Source organism: Bacillus sp. J33, from assembly GCF_000518885.1.
Classification (GTDB): Bacteria; Bacillota; Bacilli; order Bacillales; family Cytobacillaceae; genus Cytobacillus.
Window position 1 is genome coordinate 1 of sequence record NZ_JAEL01000092.1, and the last position, 25,156, is coordinate 25,156.

28 protein-coding genes and 3 other annotated features are annotated in these 25,156 nt (G+C 41.6%); of the genes, 26 read left to right on the forward strand and 2 right to left on the reverse strand.

The annotated features are described in order from the left end of the window. The first annotated feature begins 224 nt into the window (after nt 1-224). The 18 genes from mutM to L634_RS0122220 all read left to right on the forward strand — a co-directional run bounded on the left by mutM (nt 225) and on the right by L634_RS0122220 (nt 15,545). The gene (gene mutM, locus L634_RS0122130; RefSeq protein ID WP_026584332.1) at nt 225-1,049 is read left to right on the forward strand and encodes a DNA-formamidopyrimidine glycosylase; all 825 of its coding nucleotides are present in this window, start codon (nt 225-227) and stop codon (nt 1,047-1,049) included. Between the two features lie 203 nt (nt 1,050-1,252). Then, entirely contained in the window at nt 1,253-1,888 is a 636-nt protein-coding gene (gene ytaF / locus L634_RS0122135) for a sporulation membrane protein YtaF (protein WP_026584333.1), read from the forward strand. A gap of 23 nt (nt 1,889-1,911) precedes the next feature. Continuing rightward, nucleotides 1,912-2,511, forward strand: a complete 600-nt coding sequence (coaE, locus tag L634_RS0122140) for a dephospho-CoA kinase (protein WP_026584334.1) — start codon at nt 1,912-1,914, stop codon at nt 2,509-2,511. A 538-nt stretch (nt 2,512-3,049) separates the two neighbouring features. After that, nucleotides 3,050-4,081: a glyceraldehyde-3-phosphate dehydrogenase gene (locus L634_RS0122145; protein WP_026584335.1), complete on the forward strand. Its 1,032-nt coding sequence runs from the start codon at nt 3,050-3,052 to the stop codon at nt 4,079-4,081. 347 nt (nt 4,082-4,428) lie between these two features. Then, nucleotides 4,429-4,803 (forward strand): adenosylmethionine decarboxylase, encoded by a 375-nt coding sequence (gene speD / locus L634_RS0122150; protein WP_026584336.1) that lies wholly within the window; start codon nt 4,429-4,431, stop codon nt 4,801-4,803. A 135-nt stretch (nt 4,804-4,938) separates the two neighbouring features. Next, on the forward strand, nt 4,939-5,343 hold the full coding sequence (locus L634_RS0122155) for a hypothetical protein (RefSeq protein WP_026584337.1): 405 nt from the start codon (nt 4,939-4,941) through the stop codon (nt 5,341-5,343). Nucleotides 5,344-5,790: 447 nt separating this feature from the next. Then, a complete protein-coding gene (nrdR, locus tag L634_RS0122160) occupies nt 5,791-6,252 on the forward strand; it encodes a transcriptional regulator NrdR (RefSeq protein ID WP_026584338.1) in 462 nt (153 codons plus the stop codon). Between the two features lie 247 nt (nt 6,253-6,499). After that, nucleotides 6,500-6,637: a hypothetical protein gene (locus L634_RS33550; RefSeq protein ID WP_157452441.1), complete on the forward strand. Its 138-nt coding sequence runs from the start codon at nt 6,500-6,502 to the stop codon at nt 6,635-6,637. An 83-nt stretch (nt 6,638-6,720) separates the two neighbouring features. Next, nucleotides 6,721-8,157, forward strand: coding sequence for a replication initiation and membrane attachment family protein (locus L634_RS0122170; RefSeq protein ID WP_026584339.1), 1,437 nt, complete (start codon nt 6,721-6,723; stop codon nt 8,155-8,157). Further along, complete coding sequence (gene dnaI / locus L634_RS0122175; protein WP_026584340.1) at nt 8,157-9,086, forward strand: primosomal protein DnaI; 930 nt, start codon at nt 8,157-8,159, stop codon at nt 9,084-9,086. Before L634_RS0122170 ends, dnaI begins: the two co-directional genes overlap by 1 nt. Before the next feature lie 313 nt (nt 9,087-9,399). After that, entirely contained in the window at nt 9,400-10,272 is an 873-nt protein-coding gene (ytxC, locus tag L634_RS0122180) for a putative sporulation protein YtxC (RefSeq protein WP_026584341.1), read from the forward strand. Between the two features lie 61 nt (nt 10,273-10,333). Next, nucleotides 10,334-10,555, forward strand: a binding site (T-box leader). Further along, complete coding sequence (locus L634_RS0122185; protein WP_026584342.1) at nt 10,531-10,719, forward strand: hypothetical protein; 189 nt, start codon at nt 10,531-10,533, stop codon at nt 10,717-10,719. It overlaps the preceding feature by 25 nt. Before the next feature lie 12 nt (nt 10,720-10,731). Beyond that, nucleotides 10,732-12,663, forward strand: coding sequence for a threonine--tRNA ligase (gene thrS / locus L634_RS0122190; RefSeq protein WP_026584343.1), 1,932 nt, complete (start codon nt 10,732-10,734; stop codon nt 12,661-12,663). Nucleotides 12,664-12,922: 259 nt separating this feature from the next. After that, nucleotides 12,923-13,046 (forward strand) — a sequence feature (ribosomal protein L20 leader region). A 180-nt stretch (nt 13,047-13,226) separates the two neighbouring features. Continuing rightward, nucleotides 13,227-13,730, forward strand: coding sequence for a translation initiation factor IF-3 (infC, locus tag L634_RS0122200; RefSeq protein WP_026584344.1), 504 nt, complete (start codon nt 13,227-13,229; stop codon nt 13,728-13,730). Between the two features lie 15 nt (nt 13,731-13,745). Beyond that, on the forward strand, nt 13,746-13,946 hold the full coding sequence (gene rpmI / locus L634_RS0122205) for a 50S ribosomal protein L35 (RefSeq protein ID WP_009333215.1): 201 nt from the start codon (nt 13,746-13,748) through the stop codon (nt 13,944-13,946). A 26-nt stretch (nt 13,947-13,972) separates the two neighbouring features. Next, entirely contained in the window at nt 13,973-14,332 is a 360-nt protein-coding gene (gene rplT / locus L634_RS0122210; RefSeq protein ID WP_009333214.1) for a 50S ribosomal protein L20, read from the forward strand. Nucleotides 14,333-14,638: 306 nt separating this feature from the next. Continuing rightward, a complete protein-coding gene (locus tag L634_RS0122215) occupies nt 14,639-14,911 on the forward strand; it encodes a DUF1294 domain-containing protein (protein WP_026584345.1) in 273 nt (90 codons plus the stop codon). Between the two features lie 64 nt (nt 14,912-14,975). Further along, the gene (locus tag L634_RS0122220; RefSeq protein WP_026584346.1) at nt 14,976-15,545 is read left to right on the forward strand and encodes a TVP38/TMEM64 family protein; all 570 of its coding nucleotides are present in this window, start codon (nt 14,976-14,978) and stop codon (nt 15,543-15,545) included. Between the two features lie 242 nt (nt 15,546-15,787). Here the strand turns inward: L634_RS0122220 and L634_RS0122225 are convergent, their stop codons facing one another. Next, the gene (locus tag L634_RS0122225; RefSeq protein WP_026584347.1) at nt 15,788-16,201 is read right to left on the reverse strand and encodes a hypothetical protein; all 414 of its coding nucleotides are present in this window, start codon (nt 16,199-16,201) and stop codon (nt 15,788-15,790) included. A gap of 140 nt (nt 16,202-16,341) precedes the next feature. Between L634_RS0122225 and L634_RS0122230 the strand changes: the two genes are divergently transcribed. The 5 genes from L634_RS0122230 to L634_RS0122255 all read left to right on the forward strand — a co-directional run bounded on the left by L634_RS0122230 (nt 16,342) and on the right by L634_RS0122255 (nt 19,572). Next, nucleotides 16,342-16,833 (forward strand): dUTP diphosphatase, encoded by a 492-nt coding sequence (locus L634_RS0122230; RefSeq protein WP_026584348.1) that lies wholly within the window; start codon nt 16,342-16,344, stop codon nt 16,831-16,833. 334 nt (nt 16,834-17,167) lie between these two features. Further along, on the forward strand, nt 17,168-18,253 hold the full coding sequence (locus L634_RS0122240; protein WP_026584350.1) for a M42 family metallopeptidase: 1,086 nt from the start codon (nt 17,168-17,170) through the stop codon (nt 18,251-18,253). 199 nt (nt 18,254-18,452) lie between these two features. Then, entirely contained in the window at nt 18,453-18,665 is a 213-nt protein-coding gene (locus L634_RS0122245) for a helix-turn-helix transcriptional regulator (protein ID WP_026584351.1), read from the forward strand. Beyond that, a complete protein-coding gene (locus L634_RS32300; protein WP_051428391.1) occupies nt 18,658-19,122 on the forward strand; it encodes a hypothetical protein in 465 nt (154 codons plus the stop codon). The genes L634_RS0122245 and L634_RS32300 overlap by 8 nt, the downstream gene beginning before the upstream one ends. A 9-nt stretch (nt 19,123-19,131) precedes the next feature. Beyond that, nucleotides 19,132-19,572 (forward strand): small multi-drug export protein, encoded by a 441-nt coding sequence (locus tag L634_RS0122255; RefSeq protein WP_026584352.1) that lies wholly within the window; start codon nt 19,132-19,134, stop codon nt 19,570-19,572. Nucleotides 19,573-19,619: 47 nt separating this feature from the next. Here the strand turns inward: L634_RS0122255 and sspI are convergent, their stop codons facing one another. Then, entirely contained in the window at nt 19,620-19,826 is a 207-nt protein-coding gene (gene sspI, locus L634_RS0122260) for a small acid-soluble spore protein SspI (protein WP_026584353.1), read from the reverse strand. A gap of 142 nt (nt 19,827-19,968) precedes the next feature. Here sspI and L634_RS0122265 point away from each other — a divergent pair, with 142 nt between their 5' ends. The 3 genes from L634_RS0122265 to pheT all read left to right on the forward strand — a co-directional run bounded on the left by L634_RS0122265 (nt 19,969) and on the right by pheT (nt 24,656). After that, nucleotides 19,969-20,718 (forward strand): TrmH family RNA methyltransferase, encoded by a 750-nt coding sequence (locus L634_RS0122265; protein WP_026584354.1) that lies wholly within the window; start codon nt 19,969-19,971, stop codon nt 20,716-20,718. A 76-nt stretch (nt 20,719-20,794) separates the two neighbouring features. After that, nucleotides 20,795-21,115: a binding site (T-box leader), on the forward strand. Nucleotides 21,116-21,180: 65 nt separating this feature from the next. Then, nucleotides 21,181-22,218 carry a phenylalanine--tRNA ligase subunit alpha gene (gene pheS / locus L634_RS0122270; RefSeq protein ID WP_026584355.1) on the forward strand — a complete coding sequence of 346 codons (1,038 nt, stop codon included), beginning with the start codon at nt 21,181-21,183 and terminating at the stop codon, nt 22,216-22,218. Between the two features lie 23 nt (nt 22,219-22,241). After that, nucleotides 22,242-24,656 (forward strand): phenylalanine--tRNA ligase subunit beta, encoded by a 2,415-nt coding sequence (gene pheT / locus L634_RS0122275; protein ID WP_026584356.1) that lies wholly within the window; start codon nt 22,242-22,244, stop codon nt 24,654-24,656. Nucleotides 24,657-25,156: the final 500 nt, after the last annotated feature.

Sequence of the window (25,156 nt, forward strand, 5' to 3'; positions counted from 1 at the left end):
CGTTGATGGCGCCCGAAACCAGCGGATTGCAGGAAAAAAGGTCGCCATGAATCGTTGATGGCGCCCGAAACCAGCAGGTTGCAGAACAAAAGGTCGTCATGAATCGTTTATAACACCCGAAATCACTAAGATGCAAGAAGAATAGTCTCCAAAGGCCATTCCATTCATTTTTAAATTATGAATAATATTATTTATGTTACCGTGCTTACAAAGGAGGGATTTATATGCCAGAGCTTCCTGAGGTTGAAACAGTCAGAAGAACGCTGCAGGAATTAGTTGTTAATAAGACGATTAGTCATGTTTCTGTCTTCTGGCCTAAAATGGTAAAGCATCCGGATGAGGTTTCTCAATTTCAGGATGCTTTAGCCGGTCAGACATTTAGGGATATTGGCAGGAGAGGCAAATTCCTGATTCTTTATACAGATGATTATGCCCTTGTATCCCACCTAAGGATGGAAGGAAGATACGGGGTATTTTCGAAGGACGAGCCCGTTGAAAAACATACGCATGTCATTTTTCATTTTATGGATGGGACCGAGCTGAGGTATAAAGACGTCCGTAAATTCGGAACAATGCACCTGTTTACAAAAGGCGAAGAACTTAGCACGCTCCCGCTTGCCCATCTGGGACCTGAGCCATTTGCCGAAGAATTTACAGTGGACGAGCTTTCAGCTAGGCTTGGACGGACTGCTCGCAATATTAAAACAGCGCTTCTGGATCAGAAGACAATTGTCGGACTTGGAAATATTTATGTCGATGAGGCATTATTCCGTTCCCGTATCCATCCGGAAAGACCGGCAAATAGCTTATCTGGGGCGGAAATGGAATTGCTCCATAAGGAAATTTCCGAAACTCTTAAAGAAGCAGTTGAAAAAGGAGGCAGCACGATTCGCTCCTATGTAAATTCCCAAGGGCAAATTGGCATGTTCCAGCTGGAGCTATATGTATATGGCCGAAAAGGAGAAGAATGCAAAGTCTGCGGCAATACACTTGAAAGGATTGTCACAGGAGGACGAGGCACGGTCTATTGTCCCACTTGCCAAAAGTAAAAAAATGAACAATTAGCCAGTTCCTCAAGGTATAATTCTGCGGCATAACATCGCATCATCAAGAGGCGGCAGCACTTGGCTTGGGACACCAGTGGTTTTTTAGCAAGCGTACCTTGAACAGGATGCCTGCACTTTTCTAATAACATTGGATGGGCTTCTTCCATATACTATCGTAGCGATTGACAGGAAGGAGCTCTAATCAAATGGTGCATGCGTTCTCACTTTTAATACTTGCTTTTGCTGTCAGTCTTGACAGTTTTAGTGTCGGTTTAACTTATGGTTTAAGGAAAATGAAAATACCATTTAAATCGATAAGCATAATCGCTTGCTGTTCAGCTATTACTTTAATGGGTGCGATGACGATCGGCCATCTCATAGAGGCCTTTTTATCACCTGCCCTTGCTGAAAGTTTAGGAGGCATCATTCTTATTTTGCTGGGAGTATGGGTGCTTTACCAATTCTTCCGGCCCGAAAGAATTAAGGATGCCCTGCCTCATGAAAAAACAATTATAAACTTTGAAATTAAATCACTTGGGCTCGTTATTAATATCCTGAAAAAGCCTATGTCTGCCGACTTTGATAAATCAGGCACTATTACTGGTGTAGAAGCGCTTATGCTGGGGATTGCTTTATCACTGGATGCATTTGGAGCCGGAATTGGTGCAGCTATGCTGGGGTATTCTCCATATTACTTGGCTTTGACAGTAGCATTAATGAGTTCTTTGTTTGTGTTTATGGGAATGCAGGTTGGATCCCTTTTTTCAAAAAGCGGCTGGGTCCATAAATTCTCATTTATCCCCGGAATCATATTAATTATAATCGGCCTTTGGAAAATTTAAATAGGCCATGAAAGGAACAAGCTATGTCATTGACCGTTGGATTGACAGGTGGCATCGCAAGCGGCAAAAGCACCGTTTCAGCCATCTTAATTGAAAAAGGAATCAGTGTAATTGATGCAGATGTGGAAGCGAGATTGGCGGTTGAAAAAGGAGAGGAAGCCTATCAGGAAATTGTCCGGCACTTTGGGGGCGATATCCTGCTTGAGGATGGCTCAATCGATCGTGCTAAACTTGGGTCCATCATCTTCCACAACGAAAAAGAGCGGCTAAAGCTAAATAGTATTGTCCATCCAGCCGTCCGAAAAAGGATGACTGCAAAGAAAGAAAAAGCAATCGAAAATGGTGAAAAAGTGGTGATGCTTGATATTCCGCTTTTATTTGAAAGCAAGTTAACCTATATGGCTGATAAGACATTATTAGTCTATGTTGATGAAGAGACACAGCTGAAGCGGCTTATGGCCAGAAATCAGCTTTCAAGAGAAGAAGCGATGGCAAGGATCAAGTCTCAGATGCCTTTAAAGGATAAAAAGCCTCTGGCGGATGCTGTCATTGATAATAATGGGAGTTTGGAAGAAACCGAGAAACAATTGTGGAGTATTTTAAAAAAATGGAATGCTGTTTAAGGGCCTAAAAAGGGCTCTTTTTTGTTTAGGTTTTTTTTCGTTAAGTTTGTTGCTTGCGAGGGGCTAACTTAGTTTAACCACTGAGTTGATTGGAGCGGAAGGCGCTAATCCCGCGAAAATGCTATCGCATTTTCTTACGACGTGGGGTTCATTTGAGGAAGTTTATTAAACGTCCTGCGGGAGTAGCATACCAAGGGAGAACCCGCAGACTCAGGAGCGTCGGTAGCCTCGGTAGCCTCGTGGGAAAGCTTGAATGCCCCGTGCTGAAATCAACGGGCATCATTCATACGCTAAAACAACAATTTAGGAGAAAAGAGCCTTTTTCATTTGCCCAATTAGTATGACAAAATAAAAAATAAAGTTTCTGCAGCAACACAAATGAATGGGCATTTATAAGCTTTTTTAGTTAGCAACATTTCTGAATTGTTAAACATTAAAAAATCCACATTTTAATCATCACAAATAACCATTAATATGTTATACTAATAGCATCTTAGGGTAATAAAAAGTATAACACTAATGCGGAAGGGGCCGTAACATGAAGGCGAGAATAGCGATTAACGGTTTTGGAAGAATTGGACGAATGGTTTTTAGAAAAGCCATCCTGGAAGAGAATCTTGAAGTTGTTGCCATAAATGCAAGTTATCCTGCTGAAACATTGGCTCATCTAATAAAATATGATACCAACCATGGACAATTCGACGGAAGCGTGATTCCGGAAGACAGTGCGATTGTGGTGAACGGCAAAAGAGTTCAGCTTGTCAGCAACCGCAATCCAGAGGAGCTTCCTTGGAAAGAAATGAATATCGATATCGTTATTGAAGCAACAGGCAAATTCAATTCACGCGATAAAGCAAGTCTACATCTTGAAGCAGGAGCTAAAAAGGTTATTCTTACTGCACCTGGCAAAAATGAAGATGTGACGATTGTTATGGGCGTAAATGAAAGCGCATTAAATATTGATGAACATGATGTCATTTCAAATGCTTCTTGTACAACAAACTGCCTGGCACCTGTTGCAAAAGTTCTTGATGATCAGTTTGGCATTGAAAATGGGCTTATGACAACAGTTCATGCATATACAAATGACCAAAAAAATATTGATAACCCGCACAAGGATCTTCGGCGTGCACGTGCTTGCGGACAGTCAATTATCCCGACTTCAACAGGGGCTGCCAAAGCTTTATCCCTTGTACTGCCCCAGTTAAAAGGCAAGTTGCATGGAATGGCATTGCGTGTTCCGACACCGAATGTTTCTTTAGTTGACTTAGTCGTCGATCTTAAGCGCGAGGTTACAATTGAAGAAATCAACTCTGCTTTTGAAACGGCTTCACAAGGTTCGTTGAATGGAATTCTGGATATTACAGATGAACCTTTAGTATCGATTGACTTCAATACAAATGAGCATTCAGCCATTATTGATGGTCTTTCCACAATGGTAATTGGCACAAATAAAGTAAAAGTCTTAGCATGGTACGATAATGAGTGGGGCTATTCATGCCGTGTAGTAGACTTAACAAAATATGTAGCCCAGGAACTTTTCCAATTGTCAGCAGTAAAAGTAGGCTAAACTCTAGCAATCTCTCTAAAATAAAACATACCCATACCCTTTAGCCTGCCGTTCCCCGGCAGGCTTTTCCTGTGCTGAAACATATAAAAAAGAACAAAATTTTGCACAGCTGCTGGACAGACCCATATAATAAATTTGATAAAAAAATGTAGAACAATGTGTTGCAAAAAGAAAACAAACGAAGTATACTAATCCTCGTGAACTTCTCCGAGTTTTGGTACGGTAGCTACTTAAAGGGTTAGGACCTCTCTGGACTAACTTTCCCCCGTGGTAGTTATAGACCAGTATAAATCTGGAATTTCATTAATTAATAGCTTCATAAAAGTTTAAAAGGGGGAAATTTGAATATGGAAACTATGGGTCGTCACGTAATCTCAGAACTTTGGGGATGCGATTTTGAAAAGTTAAATAATATGGATTTTATTGAACAGACATTCGTAAATGCAGCATTAAAATCAGGTGCTGAAATTCGCGAGGTGGCATTTCATAAGTTTGCGCCTCAGGGTGTTAGCGGTGTTGTTATTATCTCTGAATCTCATTTAACTATTCACAGCTTCCCGGAGCATGGCTATGCCAGCATTGATGTATATACGTGTGGAGATCTTGACCCTAACATTGCTGCAGACTTTATTGCAGAATCGTTAGGCGCTCAAACGCGTGAGAATATTGAGATTCCTCGCGGTATGGGTCCAGTTCAAGTTAAGCAAGCTCAAGTACTTTAATAACTGAATGATAATCGGCAAATCCAGAGGTGTATTGATTGCACCTCTTTTTATTTTGCGTAAAATTACTCTAGTAGGGTTTCACTGCAAAAAATAGTACAATAAGAATACATAAAAAATAATGGAGGAAAGAGGATGTCCATTTTTCGGAAGCTTGCCAATCGATATAAAAAACAGTGTGAGACAAACGAAAATCATTCTGATCCTGAACTGGCAACAAGATATTATAGAACGAACACTGCACAAATGATTCAATCTATTGAAGAGATTTTCAAAGCCGACCGAAATGTACACATTATCAGCACTTCGGCAGAGCATGGCGAGATTGCAGCAGAGATAAAAAAAGACAAAACGTTCTTTGCCATTGTAACGGTTGTTACTGTTAAGCCATTTGAAACGGCGGTGGATATTAATATTTCGACCGAGCAATCATCCTTAGCAGGCACCCTCCCAAGCCTTAAGAAAGAAGTGCTTTCTATTTATGAAAAGCTTAGTAAAAAACATGATTTTCTTGGTTCGGCACGAAATGCTAATAGATAGTTCTACTTGTACTGTTCCCCCCTTTTTTATAAGATAATAGTAATAAGAATATCGGAAGAGGAACCTATATGGCTAAAGTTAATACTTCCAATATGCAAGGCAAATTACTATAGCCATCTAAATATCTAAAGGCTGTTTTCGTAAAGTTTGTTGCTTTTCAATTGCAACCCCAGTATAGCCAACTGAGTTGATTGCAGCGGAAGGCACTTGACTCCTCGAAAATGCATTCGCATTTTCTTACGACGAGGTGTATATTAAAGGATGTTTTTCCAACGTTCTGCGGGAAGTGAGGGAAGTGGGACCCCGCAGGCGAAGCCGAGGAGGCTCCCATTCCTTCCCGCGGGAAAGCTAGAGTGCCCCGTGCTGAAATTAACGGGTAGAAATTATAAGTAAAACAACAGTTTATGAGAAAAGAGCTTATCTAAAAAAGGATTCGGAGCTGATTGTATGAGATGCCCTTCGTGCCAAAATAATAATACCCGCGTTCTCGATTCCCGTCCTGTCGATGATAGCAGATCGATCCGCCGCAGAAGGGAATGTGAAAAGTGCGGATACCGGTTTACAACATTTGAAAAAGTTGAGGAAATTCCTCTTATAGTGGTAAAAAAAGAAGGTACAAGAGAAGAGTTCAGCCGCGAAAAAATTCTGCGCGGGCTAATTAAAGCATGCGAAAAAAGGCCAGTTGCCCTAAAGGATCTTGAAGACATTACCTTTGAAGTGGAAAAAGAGCTTCGAAGCAACGGGGTTTCTGAAATAAAAAGTGATGAAATCGGCGAAATGGTCATGGACAGGCTTGCAAAAGTTGATGATGTAGCATACGTGCGTTTCGCATCTGTCTATAGACAATTCAAAGACATTAATGTTTTCATTGATGAGCTTAAAGAATTAATTAAAAAAGAACAATCATAATATGAATCAGGCATAAATGGATCTGCCCCTGATTCACGGTAAATAAGAATGAGGGCTGAAGGATTCTCTTTGGCTCTTTTTTTGCTGTATATATGCTGGCAGGAGAGTTAGAGGGCTTTATTTAAATGACGAAAATCGACTAGACTTAAGGTGGAGTAACAACGAAAATCCGACCGGCAAGGAAAAATGGTAGTTAATGAAGCGGAATACCGACGAAAATTCAGCCTGCCAGGAAAAATGGTAGTTAATGAGCGGAATACCGACGAAAATCCAGCCAGCAAGAGAAAAATGGGAGCTGATCAGGGAGAATAAAGACAAAAGCCCCTCCGGCTGGAGAATAAAGGCAGTAATCAATAAATTAACAGCAAACCCACATGTCCAGTGATAAATGGGAGTCATTAGACAGACGATGGAAATCATAATTCCAGGAGACATTCAAGACAAATTTGACAGGAAAAGGTGAACGCTATGGCCCAGCATTGGCAAGAGATGCTTCCGATTGACAGATATACAGTAGCCGCCAGCGGGCTTTTACATGAATATGACCGAAAGGTGCTGACTATGCTGTACCAGCCTCTTATCGGTTCAGCTTGTTTCAGTTTATATATGACGCTATGGGCCGAACTGGAGGAAAACAGGCTATGGTCTTCTTCCAATTCCCACCATAGCTTAATGAATTTCATGGGGTTAGGGCTAAAAGAAATTTATGAGGCTCGCCTAAAACTGGAGGGGATCGGGCTTTTAAAGGTTTATGTCAACAAAGAGGAAGATACTCGATCTTTTATTTATGAACTTCTACCTCCTTTAACACCTGAGCAATTTTTCCTTGATGGAATGCTGAATATTTATCTCTATAAGAAATTGGGAAAAAATCAATTTATGAGACTGAAGCGATTCTTCTCGGATCAAAAGGTACAGCCGAAGGCAGGATATCAAGAAGTGACTAAAGCTTTTCAGGATGTATATCAATCAGGCCATCCAGGCTCTTTTGAGATTAACGAGGAAATGGATCAGCTCATGAGTGAATCAGATGGGCAGGGGTATATAGGAAGACAAGAGCAGGAAGGAATAAAAATCGCAAATGAAGCTTTCGACTTTGAATTGCTTCAGGCAGGGCTGACTGAATCGCTTGTTCCGAAAAGGGCTCTAACAGTTAAAGTGAAGGAATCCATCAGCAATCTTGCCTTTTTGTATGGAATTGATCCTATTCAAATGAAGAATATAGTCATAAGCGCTGTAAATGAAGATAATGAGATAAATATTGAAGAGTTAAGAAAGTCTGCACGCGATTGGTATCAATTTCAAAACCAGGATCAGCTGCCATCTCTAATTGACCGGGTGCAGCCTACTGCTCACCAAACTCATAAAAAAGAGCCTAAAACGCAAGAAGAGGAGCTAATCCGTTATTTGGAACTAACTTCCCCAAGGCAGCTTTTAAAAGACATATCAGGAGGAGCAGAGCCATCCAAAAGCGACTTGAAAATTATTGAAGATGTCATGTTCCAGCAAAAGCTTCTTCCAGGGGTAATCAATGTACTTATTCAGTATGTTATGCTTAAAACAGATATGAAACTGACCAAGGGCTATGTAGAAAAAATAGCAGGACACTGGGCGAGAAAAAAAATCAAAACTCCCCAGGAGGCCATGCTTCTGGCTAAAAAAGAACATCGCCAATACCTTGATTGGGCAGAAGGGAAGAAAACAGCCACTGCGAAAGGGACGAGAAAGCAGCCAATCCGGACAGAGATGCTGCCAGACTGGTTTGATGAGAAGAACGGCATAGACAGTAAAAAGCCAGAGACTCAGCCGCGTAAGGATGAAAAGGATCAGGATGAACTTGAACTGAAAAAAAGAGAGCTTAAAGAAAAGCTAAAAAAACTTCGATCACAGGAGGTGACTGACTGATGGAGAAAATCAATGAAACCCTTAGGCGTCTTGCGGGCAATGAAGGCTTTCAGAAAAGATATGAAATGATGCGAAATCAAACGCTTAATCATCCGGAGGTAAAGGCTTTTTTACGTGACCATCAAGATGAAGTGACATCTGAAATGATTGAAAAAAGCCTGATCAAGTTATTTGAATATACCCAGCAAAGCAAGGAATGCAGCAAATGCCCAAGCCTGGAGGGCTGTGTCAATTTTATGCAGGGGTACCATCCTGAACTTGTCATTCAAAGGGGAACCATTGATTTGAAGTATGACAAGTGTCCAAGAAAGGTAATGCATGACGAAAAACGCAAAAATGAAAAGCTTATCCAGAGCTTATACGTCCCAAGTGATATCCTGCATGCCACATTTGACTCGTTATATGATGATGACGACCGGATCATGGCAGTTGACAAAGCTGCCTCCTTCGTAATGGATTATCAGCCTGGTTCAAAACAAAAGGGGATATATTTTTACGGCAAATTCGGCGTGGGGAAATCGTATTTGCTTGGTGCCATAGCCAATAAGCTGGCAAGCAAAAAAGTGTCTTCCATGATTGTGTACGTTCCTGAGCTTTTCAGGGAATTAAAAAATTCAATTGGCGACCAAACATTAAACAGCAAGATTGAAACAATCAAAAAGGCACCTGTCTTAATGTTTGATGATATAGGTGCCGAAACGATGTCCAGCTGGACAAGGGACGAGATTTTAGGCCCAATTCTGCAATTCCGTATGCAGGAAAGCCTGCCAACCTTTTTTACCTCTAATTTCGACTTTCAAGGACTCGAACATCATTTATCTTATAGCCAGCGGGGCGAGGAAGAAAAGATGAAAGCAAGAAGAATAATGGAACGCATTAAATATCTTGCTGAACCGGTGCTTGTGGAAGGTCCGAACAGGAGAGTATAGCAATGAAGCTGCCGCTGAAACGACCGGCAGCTTTTTGATTATTTTTAGAAGAAACTAACGGTGAACTTTGACAACAGTCCAGCTCCTCCGCGCTTTGCCCAGCAACGTCTGAGTGCCTCATATCCTATGGGGCTCAGTCCGCCAAGCTCTGTCGATGCGCACCATGGAAAACTTTTTTTGCATAAGCTTAGCAGGAGCAAGCGGCTTTTGGCTTGCTCCGAAGGGCGCCTCCGCATTTCTTAAAACCTTACTTCTAATTTGGCCAAGTCCCCCATATACATAGAACAGAGATTTGTATAAAGGAGGGATTTGGTTGATCGAAATCATATTCCAAAGCAGCGCAGATGCGAGGAATTTTCATAAACATCTTCATGATCGGCTGCAGTCTTCTAACCAAACGGATAAAAAAACTCTTCAATTTGAAGATCAACATATAGTAAAAATCTTTATTGATCATAATCAAAAAGATTTTGAGTCTGTTAAAGAAGTATTTTGCCAGTTTATTGTGAACCGCAAGCAGGATGATTGGTTCAGAAGAATTTTAATAGAAAATTATTATTATGAGGATGAAGGTGAACAGCAGCAGATTCTTGAAATTATCCATTCCATTCTAGAAGGAAACCGAGAGGATCTTGCTGCATTTGTCAGCGGCCTTGATGTTAGGGAAAGTTTGAAAAGCGCAATTGACCAGCTCTTTCAGGATCATATATCGTTTTCTTTTGATTCCTTTGTAAAGTTTCGGATGCGTCCCCTGATGGATCAAATGGCAAAATATGTGGAAGTGTCTATCGATGAGTATAAAATGGAGCAGGAATATCAGATGTTTATTCAGACATTAAGAGATTTTTTATCTGGCAGGCAGGCTAAGCTTGATACAATTCATCTTCTTATGGATGAGGGCATTGCTTTTTTTGATGAACAGTTTTATGAAATTAAGCGCGGGGAGCTGCTAAGGATGATTGACAGGAAGCTTTTATCCAATCATCCTGTATATGTAGATTCCGGCACGATTGCACCGCTTCTTTCCATAGCACCAGCCTGCATTCACCTTTATTCGGATGATTATGAACAGCCATTGGTTAGGACAATTCGAAATATATTCGAAGAAAGGCTTATGCTTCACTCCATTTCAGCCTTTTACGAAAATAAACGAACCTATCCTTATGCAGCTGATGAAAAAATGTAAAAGATACCCTTGATTTTCCTGAAGTAACAAACTATAATAACGTACATATTATGATAATCAAGCAAAAGTTGTGATGAGGATAAGGGTATTCTTATACGGTTCAAAGAGAGGGAAGGCAAGGCTGAAACCTTCCTAACACGATTCGAATGCTTACCGCCTCTGAACTCCAGTCAGGAAATGGGCTGGCGGGAAAAGACCGTTATCTTACTACAGAGTCATTTTTCATTTGACGGAAAATGAGAAGTAGGGTGGAACCACGTGTTAATTATAACTCGTCCCTTTTTAGGGGCGGGTTTTTTTATTTTTATTACAGGAAGTAAAATTCCTATTCAAGCTGGTTCCACTGGACCAGAAAATATAGGGGGGGAAACTGCCCGTAAGACCCGATTAGAGCAGCAAACAATCAGGAGAAAATCACTCCTGTTTGAAGTTTCACTTTATAAATAAGGAGGAAATATCATGTCAGAAGTTGTTAAAGTTTCGTTTCCAGATGGTGCTGTAAAGGAGTTTCCAAAGGGAACGACAACAGAAGAAATTGCAGCTTCGATCAGCCCGGGCCTTAAGAAAAAGGCAATTGCCGGAAAGCTTGATGGAGAAATGTATGATCTTCGCCGTCCAATTGAAAAAGATGGGGCTATTGAAATTGTTACGCCTGGCAGCAATGAAGCACTGGAGGTTCTGCGCCATAGTACAGCGCATTTGATGGCACAGGCGATCAAACGTTTATATAAAAATGTAAAGCTTGGGGTAGGGCCTGTTATTGAAGGCGGGTTTTACTATGATATCGACCTGGAAGAATCACTGTCACCTGATGATCTTCCGGCTATTGAAAAAGAAATGAAAAAGATTATAAATGAAAACCTTGAAGTTGTCCGCAAGGAAGTAAGCCGTAATGAAGCGGTTCAAATGTATAAGGAAATTGGCGATGAATATAAACTTGAACTGATTGAAGCCATTCCTGAAGATGAAAAAGTAACAATCTATGAGCAAGGTGAATTCTTTGACCTATGCCGCGGAGTTCACGTTCCATCTACAGGCAAGCTGAAAGAATTCAAATTATTAAGCATCGCTGGTGCATACTGGAGAGGCGACAGCGACAACAAAATGCTTCAGCGTATTTATGGAACTGCTTTCTTCAAGAAAGAAGATCTTGCGGAGCATTTACGCTTGCTGGAGGAAGCGAAAGAGCGCGATCATCGTAAAATCGGCAAAGAGCTTAATCTGTTCATGAACTCGCAAAAGGTTGGACAAGGGTTGCCGCTATGGCTTCCGAAAGGGGCAACAATCCGCCGCAATATCGAGCGCTATATTGTCGATAAGGAAGAAAGATTGGGCTATAGCCATGTATACACTCCAATCATGGGCAGCGTTGACCTTTATAAAACTTCCGGCCACTGGGATCATTATCAGGAAGATATGTTCCCTGTGATGGAAATGGATAATGAGCAGCTTGTACTGCGTCCAATGAACTGCCCGCATCATATGATGATTTACAAAAATGGGATCCACAGCTACCGCGAACTGCCGATCCGTATTGCGGAGCTTGGAACTATGCATCGCTATGAGATGTCTGGTGCACTATCAGGGCTTCAGCGTGTACGCGGCATGACTTTGAATGATGCCCACATTTTTGTGCGTCCCGACCAGATTAAGGAGGAGTTCAAGCGCGTTGTTCATCTGATTCTTGAAGTATACAAAGATTTTGATATCAATGACTATTCATTCCGGCTTTCCTACAGAGATCCTCAGGATACTGAGAAATATTTTGATGATGATGAGATGTGGGAAAAGGCACAGGCAATGCTGAAAGAAGCCATGGATGAAATTGGCCTGGATTACTTTGAGGCAGAAGGTGAAGCAGCTTTCTACGGACCGAAGTTGGATGTTCAGGTTAAAACTGCACTTGGCAAGGATGAGACATTATCTACTGTCCAGCTTGACTTCTTGCTTCCTGAACGTTTTGACTTAACTTATGTAGGAGAAGATGGCAAGCCGCACCGCCCTGTTGTTATCCATCGTGGTGTTGTTTCCACTATGGAACGATTTGTGGCATTCCTGATTGAAGAATACAAGGGAGCATTCCCAACATGGCTTGCACCAGTTCAAGTCCAAGTAATTCCTGTTTCACCTGATGTACACTTTGATTATGCAAAACAAGTACAGGAAAAGCTTCAAGCTGAGGGCTTCCGTGTTGAACTTGATGACCGCAATGAAAAAATCGGCTACAAGATCCGTGAAGCACAAATGCAAAAAACTCCTTACATGCTTGTTGTTGGAGACAACGAAGTAGCGGAGAAAGCTGTTAATGTCCGCAAGTACGGAGAGCAAAAATCCGTAACAGTTTCATTCGATGATTTTATTTCTGATTTAAAAGCTGAAGTTAAGCGCTAATTTATGACAGAAAGGCCTGCACAAGTGCGGGCCCTTTTCTTTGTGGGCCTTTGATGCCGAATTCGTTGATATCTGCTAATACAAACTATGTTTAGCTGACTTTGAAAAAACTGGCACCTAAATCATTAAAAAATTGTTAAAACCATATTGCAAAAAGTGATTTATTTTGATATGCTTTTCTTCGTTGTGATAAAAGTTATTCGTTTGACACGAAAACATACTTTGTGATATAGTAACTAAGGTAAATTGAATACAGTTTGAGGAAAAGAAGAAGCACCCGCTTCTCACCTGATTGACGCAAAGTGCAGTTGGCAGGTTTTACGTGAACATTTTCTGTTTATATACGTAAGTGTGGGTGTTTTCATCCGCACTTTTTTATTTGGTTAAAAAACAGTTCTGCTTCTGTCACGGAAGAGAAATGTTGCATAACTTGCGATTCAGCTTTGGTCCGGTGCAGCTGGCAGCTTATAAAGCTGTCAATCTCCAGCAGGCGCTTGCGCTTTTCTTGACCCAAACGTTGTGTTCGCATTAAACCTTGGAGGTGTCCAGCTATTAGCAAAGATATGTTGTTAAACGAGGGCATTCGCGCCCGCGAAGTCCGTCTTATTGACCAAAACGGCGAGCAATTAGGAATTAAATCAAAATTCGATGCACTCGAGATTGCTTCTCGTGCCAATCTTGATCTTGTTCTTGTTGCACCGAATGCGAAGCCTCCGGTAGCCCGTATCATGGACTACGGAAAGTTCAAATTCGAGCAGCAGAAGAAAGAAAAAGAAGCTCGCAAAAACCAGAAGATTATTAGTGTTAAAGAGGTTCGCCTTAGCCCGACTATCGAGGAGCACGACTTTAATACTAAGCTTCGCAATGCTATTAAATTCCTTGAAAAAGGCGATAAAGTAAAAGCATCGATCCGATTCAAAGGACGTGCCATTACGCATAAGGAAATCGGCCAGCGTGTTTTAATCCGATTTGCACAAGCTTGCAATGAAGTTGCAACAGTGGAATCACATCCAAAAATGGATGGCCGAAGCATGTTTATGGTCTTAGCACCGAAAAACGACAAGTAAGAGGAGGAATTCCCAATGCCAAAAATGAAAACTCACCGCGGCGCTGCTAAGCGTTTCAAAAGAACAGGATCTGGTAAACTGAAGCGTTCTCATGCTTACAGAAGCCATATGTTCGCTAATAAATCTCAAAAGCAAAAGCGTAAGCTTCGCAAAGGAACTCTTGTTTCTTCAGGCGATTACAAGCGCATCCGTAACTTATTAGTAAATCTTAAGTAATATCTCGAAATTAGGAGGGAAATAATATGCCACGTGTAAAAGGCGGTACAGTTACTCGCAAACGTCGTAAAAAAGTCATCAAATTAGCTAAAGGTTATTTCGGTTCAAAACATACATTATACAAAGTTGCTAACCAGCAGGTTATGAAATCCCTTATGTATGCATACCGCGACCGTCGCCAGAAAAAGCGCGACTTCCGCAAACTTTGGGTTACTCGCATTAACGCAGCAGCTCGCATGAACGGTCTTTCTTACAGCCGTTTAATGCATGGTTTAAAGCTTGCTGGCATCGAAGTTAACCGCAAAATGCTTGCTGAATTAGCAATCGCTGACGAAAAAGCATTTGCTGAATTAGCATCAGTTGCAAAGCAGCAGCTTAGCAAGTAATAATACAACAGCCATTCTCTAAACGGGAATGGCTTTTTATTTTTTTTCTGTTAGGTGTTAATTTCCGCTGCAGGCACTCAGCGGCCCGCGGGGAGGAATAGGAACCTCTTCGGCTTAGCCTGTGGGGTCTCCCGCCATTGCCTACCCGCTGCAATCAACTTAGTTGGTTAAACTTAGTTAGCCATCCGAAAAGCAACAAACTTTACGAATCAATGAAAACCAACATGCTTGGCATTTCTTTATAGACAGAACCCTCCGTTTCGCTTAAGCTCATTACAGGTTTAATACATACAAAGGAGAAAACTCATGATTAAAACGATTGCTTTTATTTATCTGCTAATGAATGTTATTGGTTTTTACTTAATGAAACTTGATAAAGAAAAGGCGAAAAAGAATCAATACCGGATTAGCGAAAAGAATCTTTGGCTAGTGGCTTTCTTAAGCGGCGCCGCAGGAATGGCTTTTGGAATGAACACATTCAGGCATAAAACGAAACACCTGCAATTTAAAATGGGTTTGCCTGTTTTAGCTTTTCTGGAAGCAGGGCTGATCTTGTACCTTATTATTCAATTGTCATAAGCGGGCAGGGTTCTCCATATGCTTTAGTGAACAACAAGAATGACAGCTGGGAGAAGGTGGATGCATGAATGAAGAAATGTCGCTGCTGTTTGTGATTGTGGAGACTGCTGGAATTCTTGCTCCTATCGCTTTTATTTTTTTTCATATTATAAGGCAGTTTTTATTTATCCCTGTTCCGCTTGTTTGTGTGACAGGGGGAGTTCTCTTTGGAAGCTTCTTCGGTGCTGCTTTTTCGATTATTGGATTAATTCTGAGCAGCATTCTTTTTTATTTTATGATCAGTAAAATGCCAAAAACGCATGAAAAGCTTTCACTGTTAAAAAAGAGGTGGTTCGGCGAGTACCGGAATCTGACTGTCGGGCAAATAGCCGTCTTAAGGCTAATTCCGTTTATTCACTATCATTTGCTTAACTTTTGCTTGATGGAGAGAAACAGGAATTTTAATGATTATGTGAAAAATTCCTGGATCAGCAACTTGCCTCTGGCAATCTTTTATACCGTATTTGGAGAGTTCATCAGCAGGTTTACTCCATCAATGATTCTGCTGATCTTATTTTCTCTGGCTATATTAGTTTTTGTTTTAAGGGAAAAAGTAACTGTAATAAAGTGGAAGGAATTTTTTAAAGCAGCATAAAGTGAAACTTTGTTTAGTGGGGGAGTTCCCTCATCCTCCACTAATGATTAGTTGGGGCCCGCGCGATGCGGGTCACTCAGACGCTGCCACAGGACGTGGCGTATTTAGTCTGAGTTCTGATGATCGGGCTTTTACGGGAAGTTAAACCCCCATGTATCCTTTATGATCCCCTCAAATCTTGGAGTGGGGTTATACTGCCCGTTAATACGGGATAAAAAAACGTTCGGGCCGCCGAACGTTTTTTACATATGATCTTTAAAATGATCTCCTGGAGAAGCTGTTTTATTCATAAACTCTTTGACCGGGCTTTTCCAGTCAATTTTTGCATTTGGATAGGCCTCAGTGATTTTATTTTCAATAAAGAGGAAATCCTCCCGAACCATTCCTTTAAGGGCAGCAGTGCTGCGGGGCCAGATAAAAATGGAAACGACTTCAAAAGCATTATCAGTTGTACCAAGGTATTTTTCGCCTTCAAATAAAACCCCTTTATACGTAATCAGGAAATTTTTTCGGACATTTTCCTGGTCATCCCAAAAATAATAGCGTTTCTGTTCGTGGGCAAGTTCAAGCTTTCGCTTTGAATTTAAAAGATATTTTACCGCTGAGTATATGAGAAAAAGGATGAGTGCAAACAGAAGCATGCGCAGGAGCCACATAATAACCAGCCCTCCAATATGATTTTCATTACTTTACGGATGAGATTAAAAAAAGTTTCAACTTTTTATCAATTTGTTATAATTTTTTTGGAAGATAGAATTGAAATATAATATTTATACTTAATCTAGGATGGTGGGAAATGAACTATCAGCAATTATTTCAAATGCAAAAAGGATTGGATAGGCATATAGAAACAAATCATCAATTGCAGGATGAAGATTTGTTTGAGCGCAAGGTATTAGCGTTGCTTGTAGAGCTAGGGGAGCTGGCAAACGAAACAAGATGTTTTAAGTTTTGGAGCCTTAAACCGTCTTCTCCTCAGGAAACAGTATTGGAAGAGTTTGTAGACGGTATACATTTCATATTATCTCTTGGCATTGAGTGCGGATTTGACCAGGAAAAAGAATTTGCAGTCGATTTAGAAAAAGAAGAATCAGTAAACGGCCAGTTTTTATCTGTTTACACAGCTATCGGCAAGTTTCGGACAAGCCGTTTGCTCCATCATTACAAAGAGCTATTTACAGCCTATTTAAATCTTGGAGAAATGCTCGGATTTACCCCTTCTGAAATTGAAAAGGCATATATGGACAAAAATGAAGTAAATTATAAAAGACAGGCTGAAGGGTACTAAAAGCTGGGCTGAGTTAAAGCTCCATTGTTTATTTTGTCACTGAGTTGAATGAAACGAAGGGTGCAGGATATTTGAAAATCATACGCATTTTCTTCGTGCGGTGTTTATTCGAGGATAATTATTCAATGTCTTTGGGAGGAGCATATCAAAGGAAAAGAGGAGCGTCGGGCCCGCCCGCGGAAAGCTTGTGCCAAAAGCGTAAATCAACAGGCAAATGTAAAAGGCCCAAAACTAATCAGTCTTCAGCCGGAGCGGGTTTCCGTCTGATAATTCTTTATATTAAATCGCATGTTCTGTATAATGAGATTAAATCCATATTAAGGGAGTCGAAATGATGGCTAAATTAGATGAAACATTAACAATGCTGAAAGAGTTAACAGATGCCAAAGGGATTCCGGGCAATGAACGCGAACCGCGCGAGGTTATGAAAAAATACATAACAGCATACGCTGATGAAGTAACAACTGATGGGCTAGGCAGTTTAATTGCAAAAAAGACCGGCAAAGAAGGCGGCCCCAAAATCATGGTTGCCGGCCACCTGGATGAAGTAGGCTTCATGGTAACAAGCATTGATGACAAAGGATTCCTCCGCTTCCAGACTGTTGGAGGCTGGTGGTCCCAGGTAATGCTTGCACAGCGTGTAACCATCGTTACCTCGAAGGGAGATGTAACAGGTGTAATAGGATCAAAGCCGCCGCATATCCTATCACCTGAAGCACGCAAAAAGCCTGTTGAAATTAAAGATATGTTTATTGATATTGGTGCTTCAAGCCGTGAGGAAGTGAAGGAATGGGGAGTGAAGCCTGGAGACATGGTCGTTCCTTATTTCGAATTTACAGTAATGAACAATGAAAAAATGCTGCTGGCTAAAGCATGGGATAACCGTATTGGCTGTGCAATCGCCATTGATGTATTAAAGCAATTGAAAGAGGCTGATCACCCTAACGTAGTATATGGTGTAGGAACAGTACAGGAAGAGGTAGGACTTCGCGGAGCCCGTACTTCTGCCCAAAAAATTGAGCCTGATATTGCATTTGGCGTTGATGTGGGCATTGCCGGAGACACGCCGGGAATCTCTGAAAAAGAAGCGATGAGCAAAATGGGCAAAGGTCCGCAAATCATTCTTTATGATGCATCCATGGTTTCACACAAAGGTTTGCGTGATCTGGTAACAGATACTGCAGATGAACTGAATATCCCATATCAGTTTGATGCAATTGCGGGAGGCGGAACAGACTCAGGTGCCATCCATGTTACCCATAATGGCGTACCTTCCCTTTCCATCACTATTGCAACACGCTATATCCATTCGCACGCAGCAATGCTTCATCGTGATGACTACGAAAATGCAGTTAAGCTTATCGCTGAAGTGATTAAGCGCCTTGATAGAGAAACAGTTGATAAAATTACATTTGAATAAGCATCATAGTGGGAAAACTCCGGGATAACCGGAGTTTTTTTATGTAAAAAAGCAGCCAATAAATAATAAACTAGGGAACGTGAAAATAATGAACAAATAAAAATGTTAAATATTTTAAACAAAATGTTAAGTATAGTTGACATTATGTTAAATAAATTGTACTTTATTATTAGAAATAGTTGGAAAGATAGGTGTGGCTATGCTATTAAATCGAGTGCGGGAATTAAGAGCGAGATTTAATTTTACGCAAGGAGAGTTAGCGAAAAGGGTGGGTGCTACACGGCAAACAATCGGTTTTATTGAAAAAGGGGATTATGCCCCCTCAATTGCACTAGCACTAAAAATTGCAAAGGAATTTGAGTGTCAGGTAGAGGAAATATTCTGGCTGGAAGGAGAGAAGGAGAATGAGTGAAAAAGTATTGCGTTCGCCGATTTGGTCGCTCGTGTTTGTATGGAGTGCAGGGATTATTTATATTCTAATGTCGTTAGGCAGGAATGCGAATCTTTCAGAGAAGATACAATCTGTTTTTATGGGAATTCTTCCAATATTAGCTATTTTGGTATTGCTGTTTATTGCACTATGGGCTGGAATGATTTCAAATTATAACCAAAAGAATCCTAAAAGGAAAATATCGCTATTCACAGTTGTGCCTTTAGAATTCAGAGATGAGGATGAAGGCATGCAATGGCTGACAAACAAGGCATGCAGGAAAGTTTATATGTTCTTCTGGTCTGCGCTGCCATTATCTTATGTGTTCTTGTTTTTTTTAAGTGATGTTCCATACGTTCCAATTGCAGTTATTATGTTTTTAGCAACCGGACAATTTCTGATCTATTGGTCCGAAATTAGAAAAGCTGACAGAGAGTAGGTTAACAATATGATTTGGGAATATATCTTAGTCTTTATCCTTGCGGCCATACCTTGGATTGAAATAGCGGCAGTTATTCCATTAGCCATTATCAAAGGGCTGAATCCTTTTCTTGTTGCACTGCTTTCATTCGCAGGCAATTTCTTAACTGTTTTTCTGCTGATAATTTTATTTGAACGTTTTCGGGAATGGAGAAGAAAAAAGAAAGGAACAGAGGAGAAGGAGTCTGGCAGGTCCAAAAGAGGAAAGAAAATTTGGAACCGCTATGGATTGCCAGGCCTGGCGCTGGCAGGACCTATTTTAATCGGGACACATATAGCAGCTGCGATTGGAATGGGACTTGGAGCAAAGAAACAGTGGACCACCCTTTGGATGACCATTTCACTATTATTATGGAGCGGGATTTTTGCCGTTGCTGCCCATTATGGTTTTGAGTTTTTTAGAGGCTAATGAAAAAACTGCTCTCCAAGGAGCAGTTTTTTTCCTTTAGGCTTAATTTATTTGAGGCCGCTCTCCAATGTTTGAAGCATCTCCTGCTTGTCTTCCTCAGAAGAGTTTTTCCAGATTACTTCAAATAAAACGCCTAACCCAGGCAGCATTTTTTCTTCCCCGTTTTGAATGGCATCTACAATTGTATCTTTAAGTTCGTCTTGAGAGTTGCCTGAAACATTGTGTAAAATGGCATTGCGAAGGTTTAAGTTCACCTTTTTGCACTCCTTCCAGATATAATTCGTTATTATGTTTTCTAAAATCGCTTTAATTATGTATTTTAAATACGATATAATGAAAAAACTGTATAAAAGAAATTCCGGGACTGCGGTTTTTCTATAAAAAGGAGAGACAGTGTTGAAGCATATTCAATCTGCAAAAAACCCTAAAATTAAAGAGTGGAAAAAGCTCTTAACCAAAAAAGAACGTGATAAAACAGGCACCTTTTTGGTTGAAGGCTTTCATCTGGTGGAAGAAGCGCTTGCAGCCAATCGCATTTTAGAAATTATTATAAGTGAAAATAAGGATATGCCTTCTGGATGGGATTATGGGGATATCCCTGTAACGATGGTAACGGATGAAATCATCGGGATGCTGGCAGATACAGAAACCCCGCAAGGAATCATTGCTGTTTGCGAACAGGCACAATCATCTGCGGATTTGGAAGGCACTCGGTATTTGCTGATAGATGCAGTACAGGATCCAGGCAATCTGGGCACCATGATCCGGACAGCTGACGCGGCTGGATTGGATGCTGTCATTGTGGGAGAAGGAAGTGTAGATGTATATAATCCAAAGGTTCTCCGCTCTGCACAGGGAAGCCACTTTCATCTGCCAGTCCTAAGAGGAAGTTTGTTTAACTGGATCAACAGGTTAAAGGAAAATAACGTACCTGTTTTTGGAACAGCATTGGAAAATGCCCGAGAATACACGGAATATGGAAGCATCGATTCCTTTTCCCTGCTGGTTGGAAATGAAGGGAGCGGGGTTAATCAGGAGCTGCTTACTCAAACAACAGCTAACCTCTATATTCCGATATTCGGGAAAAGTGAATCACTTAATGTTGCGGTCGCGGCCGGAATTCTGCTTTATCACCTCAGGAAATAAAAAATGGGCAGCATTTTTATGAAAACTGTTTGAAACAGACTTGAGAATATAATATAATTAACAGCAAAATTATATGAACAAAACGATGATGGAGATAAGTACTTTGCCAAAACCTTTTCAGGGAGAAAGTGCCATAGACTGAAAGCATTTTTACAGGGATTGCAAGGGAAAATTCAACTCCTGAGTTGGCATCGGGACCATTGAAAATAAGAGAAATGCCCGGTTGTGACAGAAATCTTACTCTGTACTTTGATAACTGTCTAGCCCCTGGGCAAGTCGCCTCCGCTTTTCGATGTAAAGATGTGCCGGCAGCTGCCGTTATCCCAATGAAGTGAACACGTGTTTTATTTACATATATGTGTTAAAAAGGGTGGTACCGCGAAACCTCGTCCCTTTATGGGGATAGAGGTTTTTTATTTTGGCTAAAAAAGTAAAAGGAATGAATTGAAGGAGGATTTTTAGATGCAAGAGCGTTTAAAAGAACTGCAAACTGAAGCGTTGGAAAAAATCAGCACTGCCGCTGATTTAAAAGAACTTAATGATATCCGTGTATCCTACTTGGGAAAGAAAGGCCCGATAACAGAAGTTCTTAAGGGAATGGGAAAATTGTCTGCTGAAGAGCGCCCGAAAATGGGGGCCCTTGCCAATGAAGTAAGAGACAGCATTTCTGCCGGAATTGAAGAAAAGCAAAAGCACCTTGAAGAAGCTGCTGTCCAGGAAAAGCTGGCAGCTGAAAAAATTGATGTCACTCTTCCAGGACGTCCTGTAAAAACAGGAAACCACCATCCATTAACACGCATTATTGAAGAAATTGAGGATTTGTTTATTGGAATGGGCTATACCGTGGCTGAGGGTCCTGAGGTTGAAAAAGATTATTATAATTTTGAAGCATTGAACCTGCCAAAAGGCCATCCTGCTCGGGATATGCAGGATTCATTCTATATTACAGAAGAGATCCTCCTTCGTACCCATACCTCTCCAGTGCAGGCAAGAACAATGGAAAAGCACGAAGGCAAAGGGCCAGTTAAAATCATCTGTCCGGGAAAAGTGTATCGCCGGGACAATGATGATGCAACACACTCCCATCAGTTCATGCAAATTGAAGGACTTGTCGTGGATGAGAATATTCGTATGACAGACCTTAAAGGAACACTTGAAGTGTTTGCGAAGAAAATGTTCGGAGAAGACAGGGAAATCCGTCTGCGCCCAAGTTTCTTCCCGTTTACAGAGCCATCTGTTGAAATGGATATTTCTTGTAAAATCTGTGGCGGTAAAGGGTGCAGCGTATGTAAAGGAACTGGCTGGATTGAAATCCTGGGTGCCGGAATGGTTCATCCAAACGTTCTCGAAATGGCAGGGTTCGATTCCAAGAAATATACTGGCTTTGCGTTCGGGATGGGGCCTGAGCGAATTGCCATGCTGAAATATGGTGTAGATGATATTCGCCATTTCTATACCAATGATGTTCGATTCTTAAAGCAATTTTCAATTCATGAATAAGATGAGGTTGAGGAGGATATTACATGTTTGTTTCGTATAAATGGCTCCAGGAATATGTTGATCTATCAGGCGTAACTCCTGCTGAGCTAGCAGAAAAGATTACAAAAAGCGGTATTGAAGTTGAAGGCGTAGAGGTTCTAAATGAAGGAATCAAAGGAGTTGTGGTAGGGCATGTCCTTGAAAGAGAACAGCATCCAAATGCCGATAAGCTAAATAAATGTCTGGTAGATACTGGAGCGGGTGAGCCTGTACAAATCATTTGCGGGGCACCTAATGTAGATAAAGGGCAGAAGGTGGCAGTAGCTACTGTCGGAGCTGTCCTTCCAGGCAATTTTAAAATAAAGCGTGCAAAGCTCCGTGGTGAAGAATCAAATGGTATGATTTGTTCCCTGCAAGAGCTCGGCATTGAAAGCAAGCTTATTGCAAAGGAGTACTCCGAAGGCATTTATGTTTTCCCTAACGATGTTGAAGTTGGGCAGGATGCTATTGAGCAGCTGAATCGAGATGACCAGGTTCTTGAGCTTGGGCTGACTCCAAATCGTTCAGACTGTTTAAGTATGCTGGGTGTTGCTTATGAAGTGGCAGCCATTTTAGGGAAAGAAGTAAAGCTTCCTGAGCCAAAAGTGGAGACTTCTTCTGAAAAGGCATCTGATTATATTGATGTACAAGTGGATGCGAAAGAGGATAACCCGCTATACGTGGCTAAAATGGTTAAGAATGTTAAAGTAGGGCCATCACCTGTATGGATGCAGGCCCGGCTAATGGCAGCCGGCATTCGCCCCCACAATAATGTGGTTGACGTGACAAATTACATTTTGCTTGAATATGGCCAGCCGCTGCATGCTTTTGACTATGACCGATTGGGATCAAAGCAAATACTTGTCCGCAGAGCCAACGACGGTGAAGTGATTATCACTCTTGATGATGCTAAGCGTGAGTTAACTTCTGATCATCTTTTAATAACAAATGGCACCGAACCTATTGCACTTGCTGGCGTTATGGGCGGAGCAAATTCTGAAGTGCAGTCCGATACTAAAAATGTTCTGATCGAATCTGCTTATTTTAAAGGGGCGACTGTAAGGAAGGCATCTAAAGATCACGGACTAAGAAGTGAAGCGAGTTCCCGTTTTGAAAAAGGTGTTGACCCGAACAGAGTCAGGGAGGCAGCTGAAAGAGCAGCACAACTGCTTGCAGAATATGCAGGCGGAGAAGTGCTGGAGGGCTCTGTGGAAGCAGATGCTCTGCAGGTTGAGCCGGCAGTCGTTTCTGTGACACTAGAAAAGATTAATCGTGTACTTGGTACAGCATTATCAATGAAGGAAGTAGAGGAAATTTTTGCCCGCCTTCAATTTGAAACAGCGGCTGATAACGAGGAAATTACGGTGACAGTACCGACACGCAGAGGCGACATCACCATTGAGGAGGACTTAATCGAGGAAGTTGGCCGTTTATATGGATACGATAACCTGGCATCTACCCTGCCGATTGGGGCTTCTGCACCAGGACATCTTACTGAATATCAGAAAAAGCGCAGGCTGGTCCGCCGCTACCTGGAAGGCGCAGGTCTTTATCAGGCAGTGACCTATTCATTGACAAATGAAGCAAAGGCAACACAATATGCTTTGGAAGAACGCAAGCCTGTCCAATTGGCAATGCCAATGAGTGAGGATCGCAGTCTCCTTCGCTTAAGCATCGTTCCACAGCTTCTTGAGGCATTAAAATATAACTCTGCCCGCCAGAACGATAGCCTGGCTGTTTATGAGACAGGGGCAGTCTTCCTTTCCAATGGGGAAGAGGAATTGCCAGAAGAGCGCGAGCATCTCGCTGGTGCGGTAACTGGTTTATGGCAAAGCCACCCATGGCAGGGAGAAAAGAAACCAGTTGATTTTTACGTTGTAAAGGGAATTTTGGAAGGATTATTCGACAAGCTGGGGCTTTCCGATAAAGTTGAATACCGCCAATCCGAAAAGGATGGCATGCATCCAGGCAGAACAGCAGAAGTATGGCTATCAGGAAATTCTGTTGGATTTGTTGGCCAGGTCCATCCAACCGTTGAAAAAGAGCTTGATCTAAAAGAAACATATGTTTTTGAATTATCATTGAAAGCTATTTTGGAAGCAGAAGTCGCTCCATTACAGTATGAAGCAATCCCGCGATTCCCGTCCATCACACGTGATATTGCCCTTGTGGTTGATAAGGGGGCTGCAGCTGGTGAGCTTGAGGCCATTATTAAAGATGCTGGCGGAAAGCTGTTAAAAGACGTGCATGTATTTGACCTGTACGAAGGCGAGCGCATGGAGCAGGGCAAAAAGTCAATTGCCTTCTCATTGAAGTACTTCGATCCAGAGCGCACACTAACAGATGAAGATGTCTCAAAAGCACATGACAAAGTATTGGACGCTGTTAAGGAAAAGTCCGGTGCAGTATTAAGAGGATAATAATGAGGAAGAGGGTGTCCCAAAAGTCTAACTTTCGGGCACCCTCTTTTTTCTTCTATAAAATTGGCCTGTTGATTTCCGCTCCAGGGACTCGCTTTCCGCGGGCGGTCCGGGAGCCTCCTCGGTGCATTCGCACCTGCGGGGTCTCCCGCTGACTCGCTTCTCCCGCAGGAGTCTCGCCCCTTCCGCTCCAATCAACAGGGTGCAAGAATCAATATCAGCATTAATACTAAGACAAAAAAAGAAGAAAATCGTCCTTTTTGGTATAATTAAGTCACCACAACCCACCATACGAGAAAGGAACGATTTTCTTATGTATAAAGNAGGAAAAATGGTAGTTAATGAAGCGGAATACCGACGAAAATCCGACCGGCAAGGGAAAAATGGTAGTTTAATGAAGCGGAATGCCGACGAAAATCCGGCCGGCAAGGAAAAATGGTAGTTAATGAAGCGGAATACCGACGAAAATTCAGCCTGCCAGGAAAAATGGTAGTTAATGA

What these genes read in the sequence shown, in the direction of transcription:
- infC (WP_026584344.1), top strand. Translation starts at nt 13,227, where the DNA reads ATGTTGTTAAACGAGGGCATTCGCGCCCGCGAAGTCCGTCTTATTGAC.
- L634_RS0122145 (WP_026584335.1), top strand. Translation starts at nt 3,050, where the DNA reads ATGAAGGCGAGAATAGCGATTAACGGTTTTGGAAGAATTGGACGAATG.
- mutM (WP_026584332.1), top strand. Translation starts at nt 225, where the DNA reads ATGCCAGAGCTTCCTGAGGTTGAAACAGTCAGAAGAACGCTGCAGGAA.
- nrdR (WP_026584338.1), top strand. Translation starts at nt 5,791, where the DNA reads ATGAGATGCCCTTCGTGCCAAAATAATAATACCCGCGTTCTCGATTCC.
- L634_RS0122240 (WP_026584350.1), top strand. Translation starts at nt 17,168, where the DNA reads ATGGCTAAATTAGATGAAACATTAACAATGCTGAAAGAGTTAACAGAT.
- L634_RS32300 (WP_051428391.1), top strand. Translation starts at nt 18,658, where the DNA reads ATGAGTGAAAAAGTATTGCGTTCGCCGATTTGGTCGCTCGTGTTTGTA.
- L634_RS0122220 (WP_026584346.1), top strand. Translation starts at nt 14,976, where the DNA reads ATGAATGAAGAAATGTCGCTGCTGTTTGTGATTGTGGAGACTGCTGGA.
- rpmI (WP_009333215.1), top strand. Translation starts at nt 13,746, where the DNA reads ATGCCAAAAATGAAAACTCACCGCGGCGCTGCTAAGCGTTTCAAAAGA.
- pheS (WP_026584355.1), top strand. Translation starts at nt 21,181, where the DNA reads ATGCAAGAGCGTTTAAAAGAACTGCAAACTGAAGCGTTGGAAAAAATC.
- L634_RS0122170 (WP_026584339.1), top strand. Translation starts at nt 6,721, where the DNA reads ATGGCCCAGCATTGGCAAGAGATGCTTCCGATTGACAGATATACAGTA.
- rplT (WP_009333214.1), top strand. Translation starts at nt 13,973, where the DNA reads ATGCCACGTGTAAAAGGCGGTACAGTTACTCGCAAACGTCGTAAAAAA.
- L634_RS33550 (WP_157452441.1), top strand. Translation starts at nt 6,500, where the DNA reads ATGAGCGGAATACCGACGAAAATCCAGCCAGCAAGAGAAAAATGGGAG.
- L634_RS0122255 (WP_026584352.1), top strand. Translation starts at nt 19,132, where the DNA reads ATGATTTGGGAATATATCTTAGTCTTTATCCTTGCGGCCATACCTTGG.
- dnaI (WP_026584340.1), top strand. Translation starts at nt 8,157, where the DNA reads ATGGAGAAAATCAATGAAACCCTTAGGCGTCTTGCGGGCAATGAAGGC.
- thrS (WP_026584343.1), top strand. Translation starts at nt 10,732, where the DNA reads ATGTCAGAAGTTGTTAAAGTTTCGTTTCCAGATGGTGCTGTAAAGGAG.
- L634_RS0122225 (WP_026584347.1), bottom strand. Translation starts at nt 16,201, where the DNA reads ATGTGGCTCCTGCGCATGCTTCTGTTTGCACTCATCCTTTTTCTCATA.
- speD (WP_026584336.1), top strand. Translation starts at nt 4,429, where the DNA reads ATGGAAACTATGGGTCGTCACGTAATCTCAGAACTTTGGGGATGCGAT.
- L634_RS0122230 (WP_026584348.1), top strand. Translation starts at nt 16,342, where the DNA reads ATGAACTATCAGCAATTATTTCAAATGCAAAAAGGATTGGATAGGCAT.
- L634_RS0122245 (WP_026584351.1), top strand. Translation starts at nt 18,453, where the DNA reads ATGCTATTAAATCGAGTGCGGGAATTAAGAGCGAGATTTAATTTTACG.
- L634_RS0122155 (WP_026584337.1), top strand. Translation starts at nt 4,939, where the DNA reads ATGTCCATTTTTCGGAAGCTTGCCAATCGATATAAAAAACAGTGTGAG.
- ytaF (WP_026584333.1), top strand. Translation starts at nt 1,253, where the DNA reads ATGGTGCATGCGTTCTCACTTTTAATACTTGCTTTTGCTGTCAGTCTT.
- pheT (WP_026584356.1), top strand. Translation starts at nt 22,242, where the DNA reads ATGTTTGTTTCGTATAAATGGCTCCAGGAATATGTTGATCTATCAGGC.
- coaE (WP_026584334.1), top strand. Translation starts at nt 1,912, where the DNA reads ATGTCATTGACCGTTGGATTGACAGGTGGCATCGCAAGCGGCAAAAGC.
- L634_RS0122215 (WP_026584345.1), top strand. Translation starts at nt 14,639, where the DNA reads ATGATTAAAACGATTGCTTTTATTTATCTGCTAATGAATGTTATTGGT.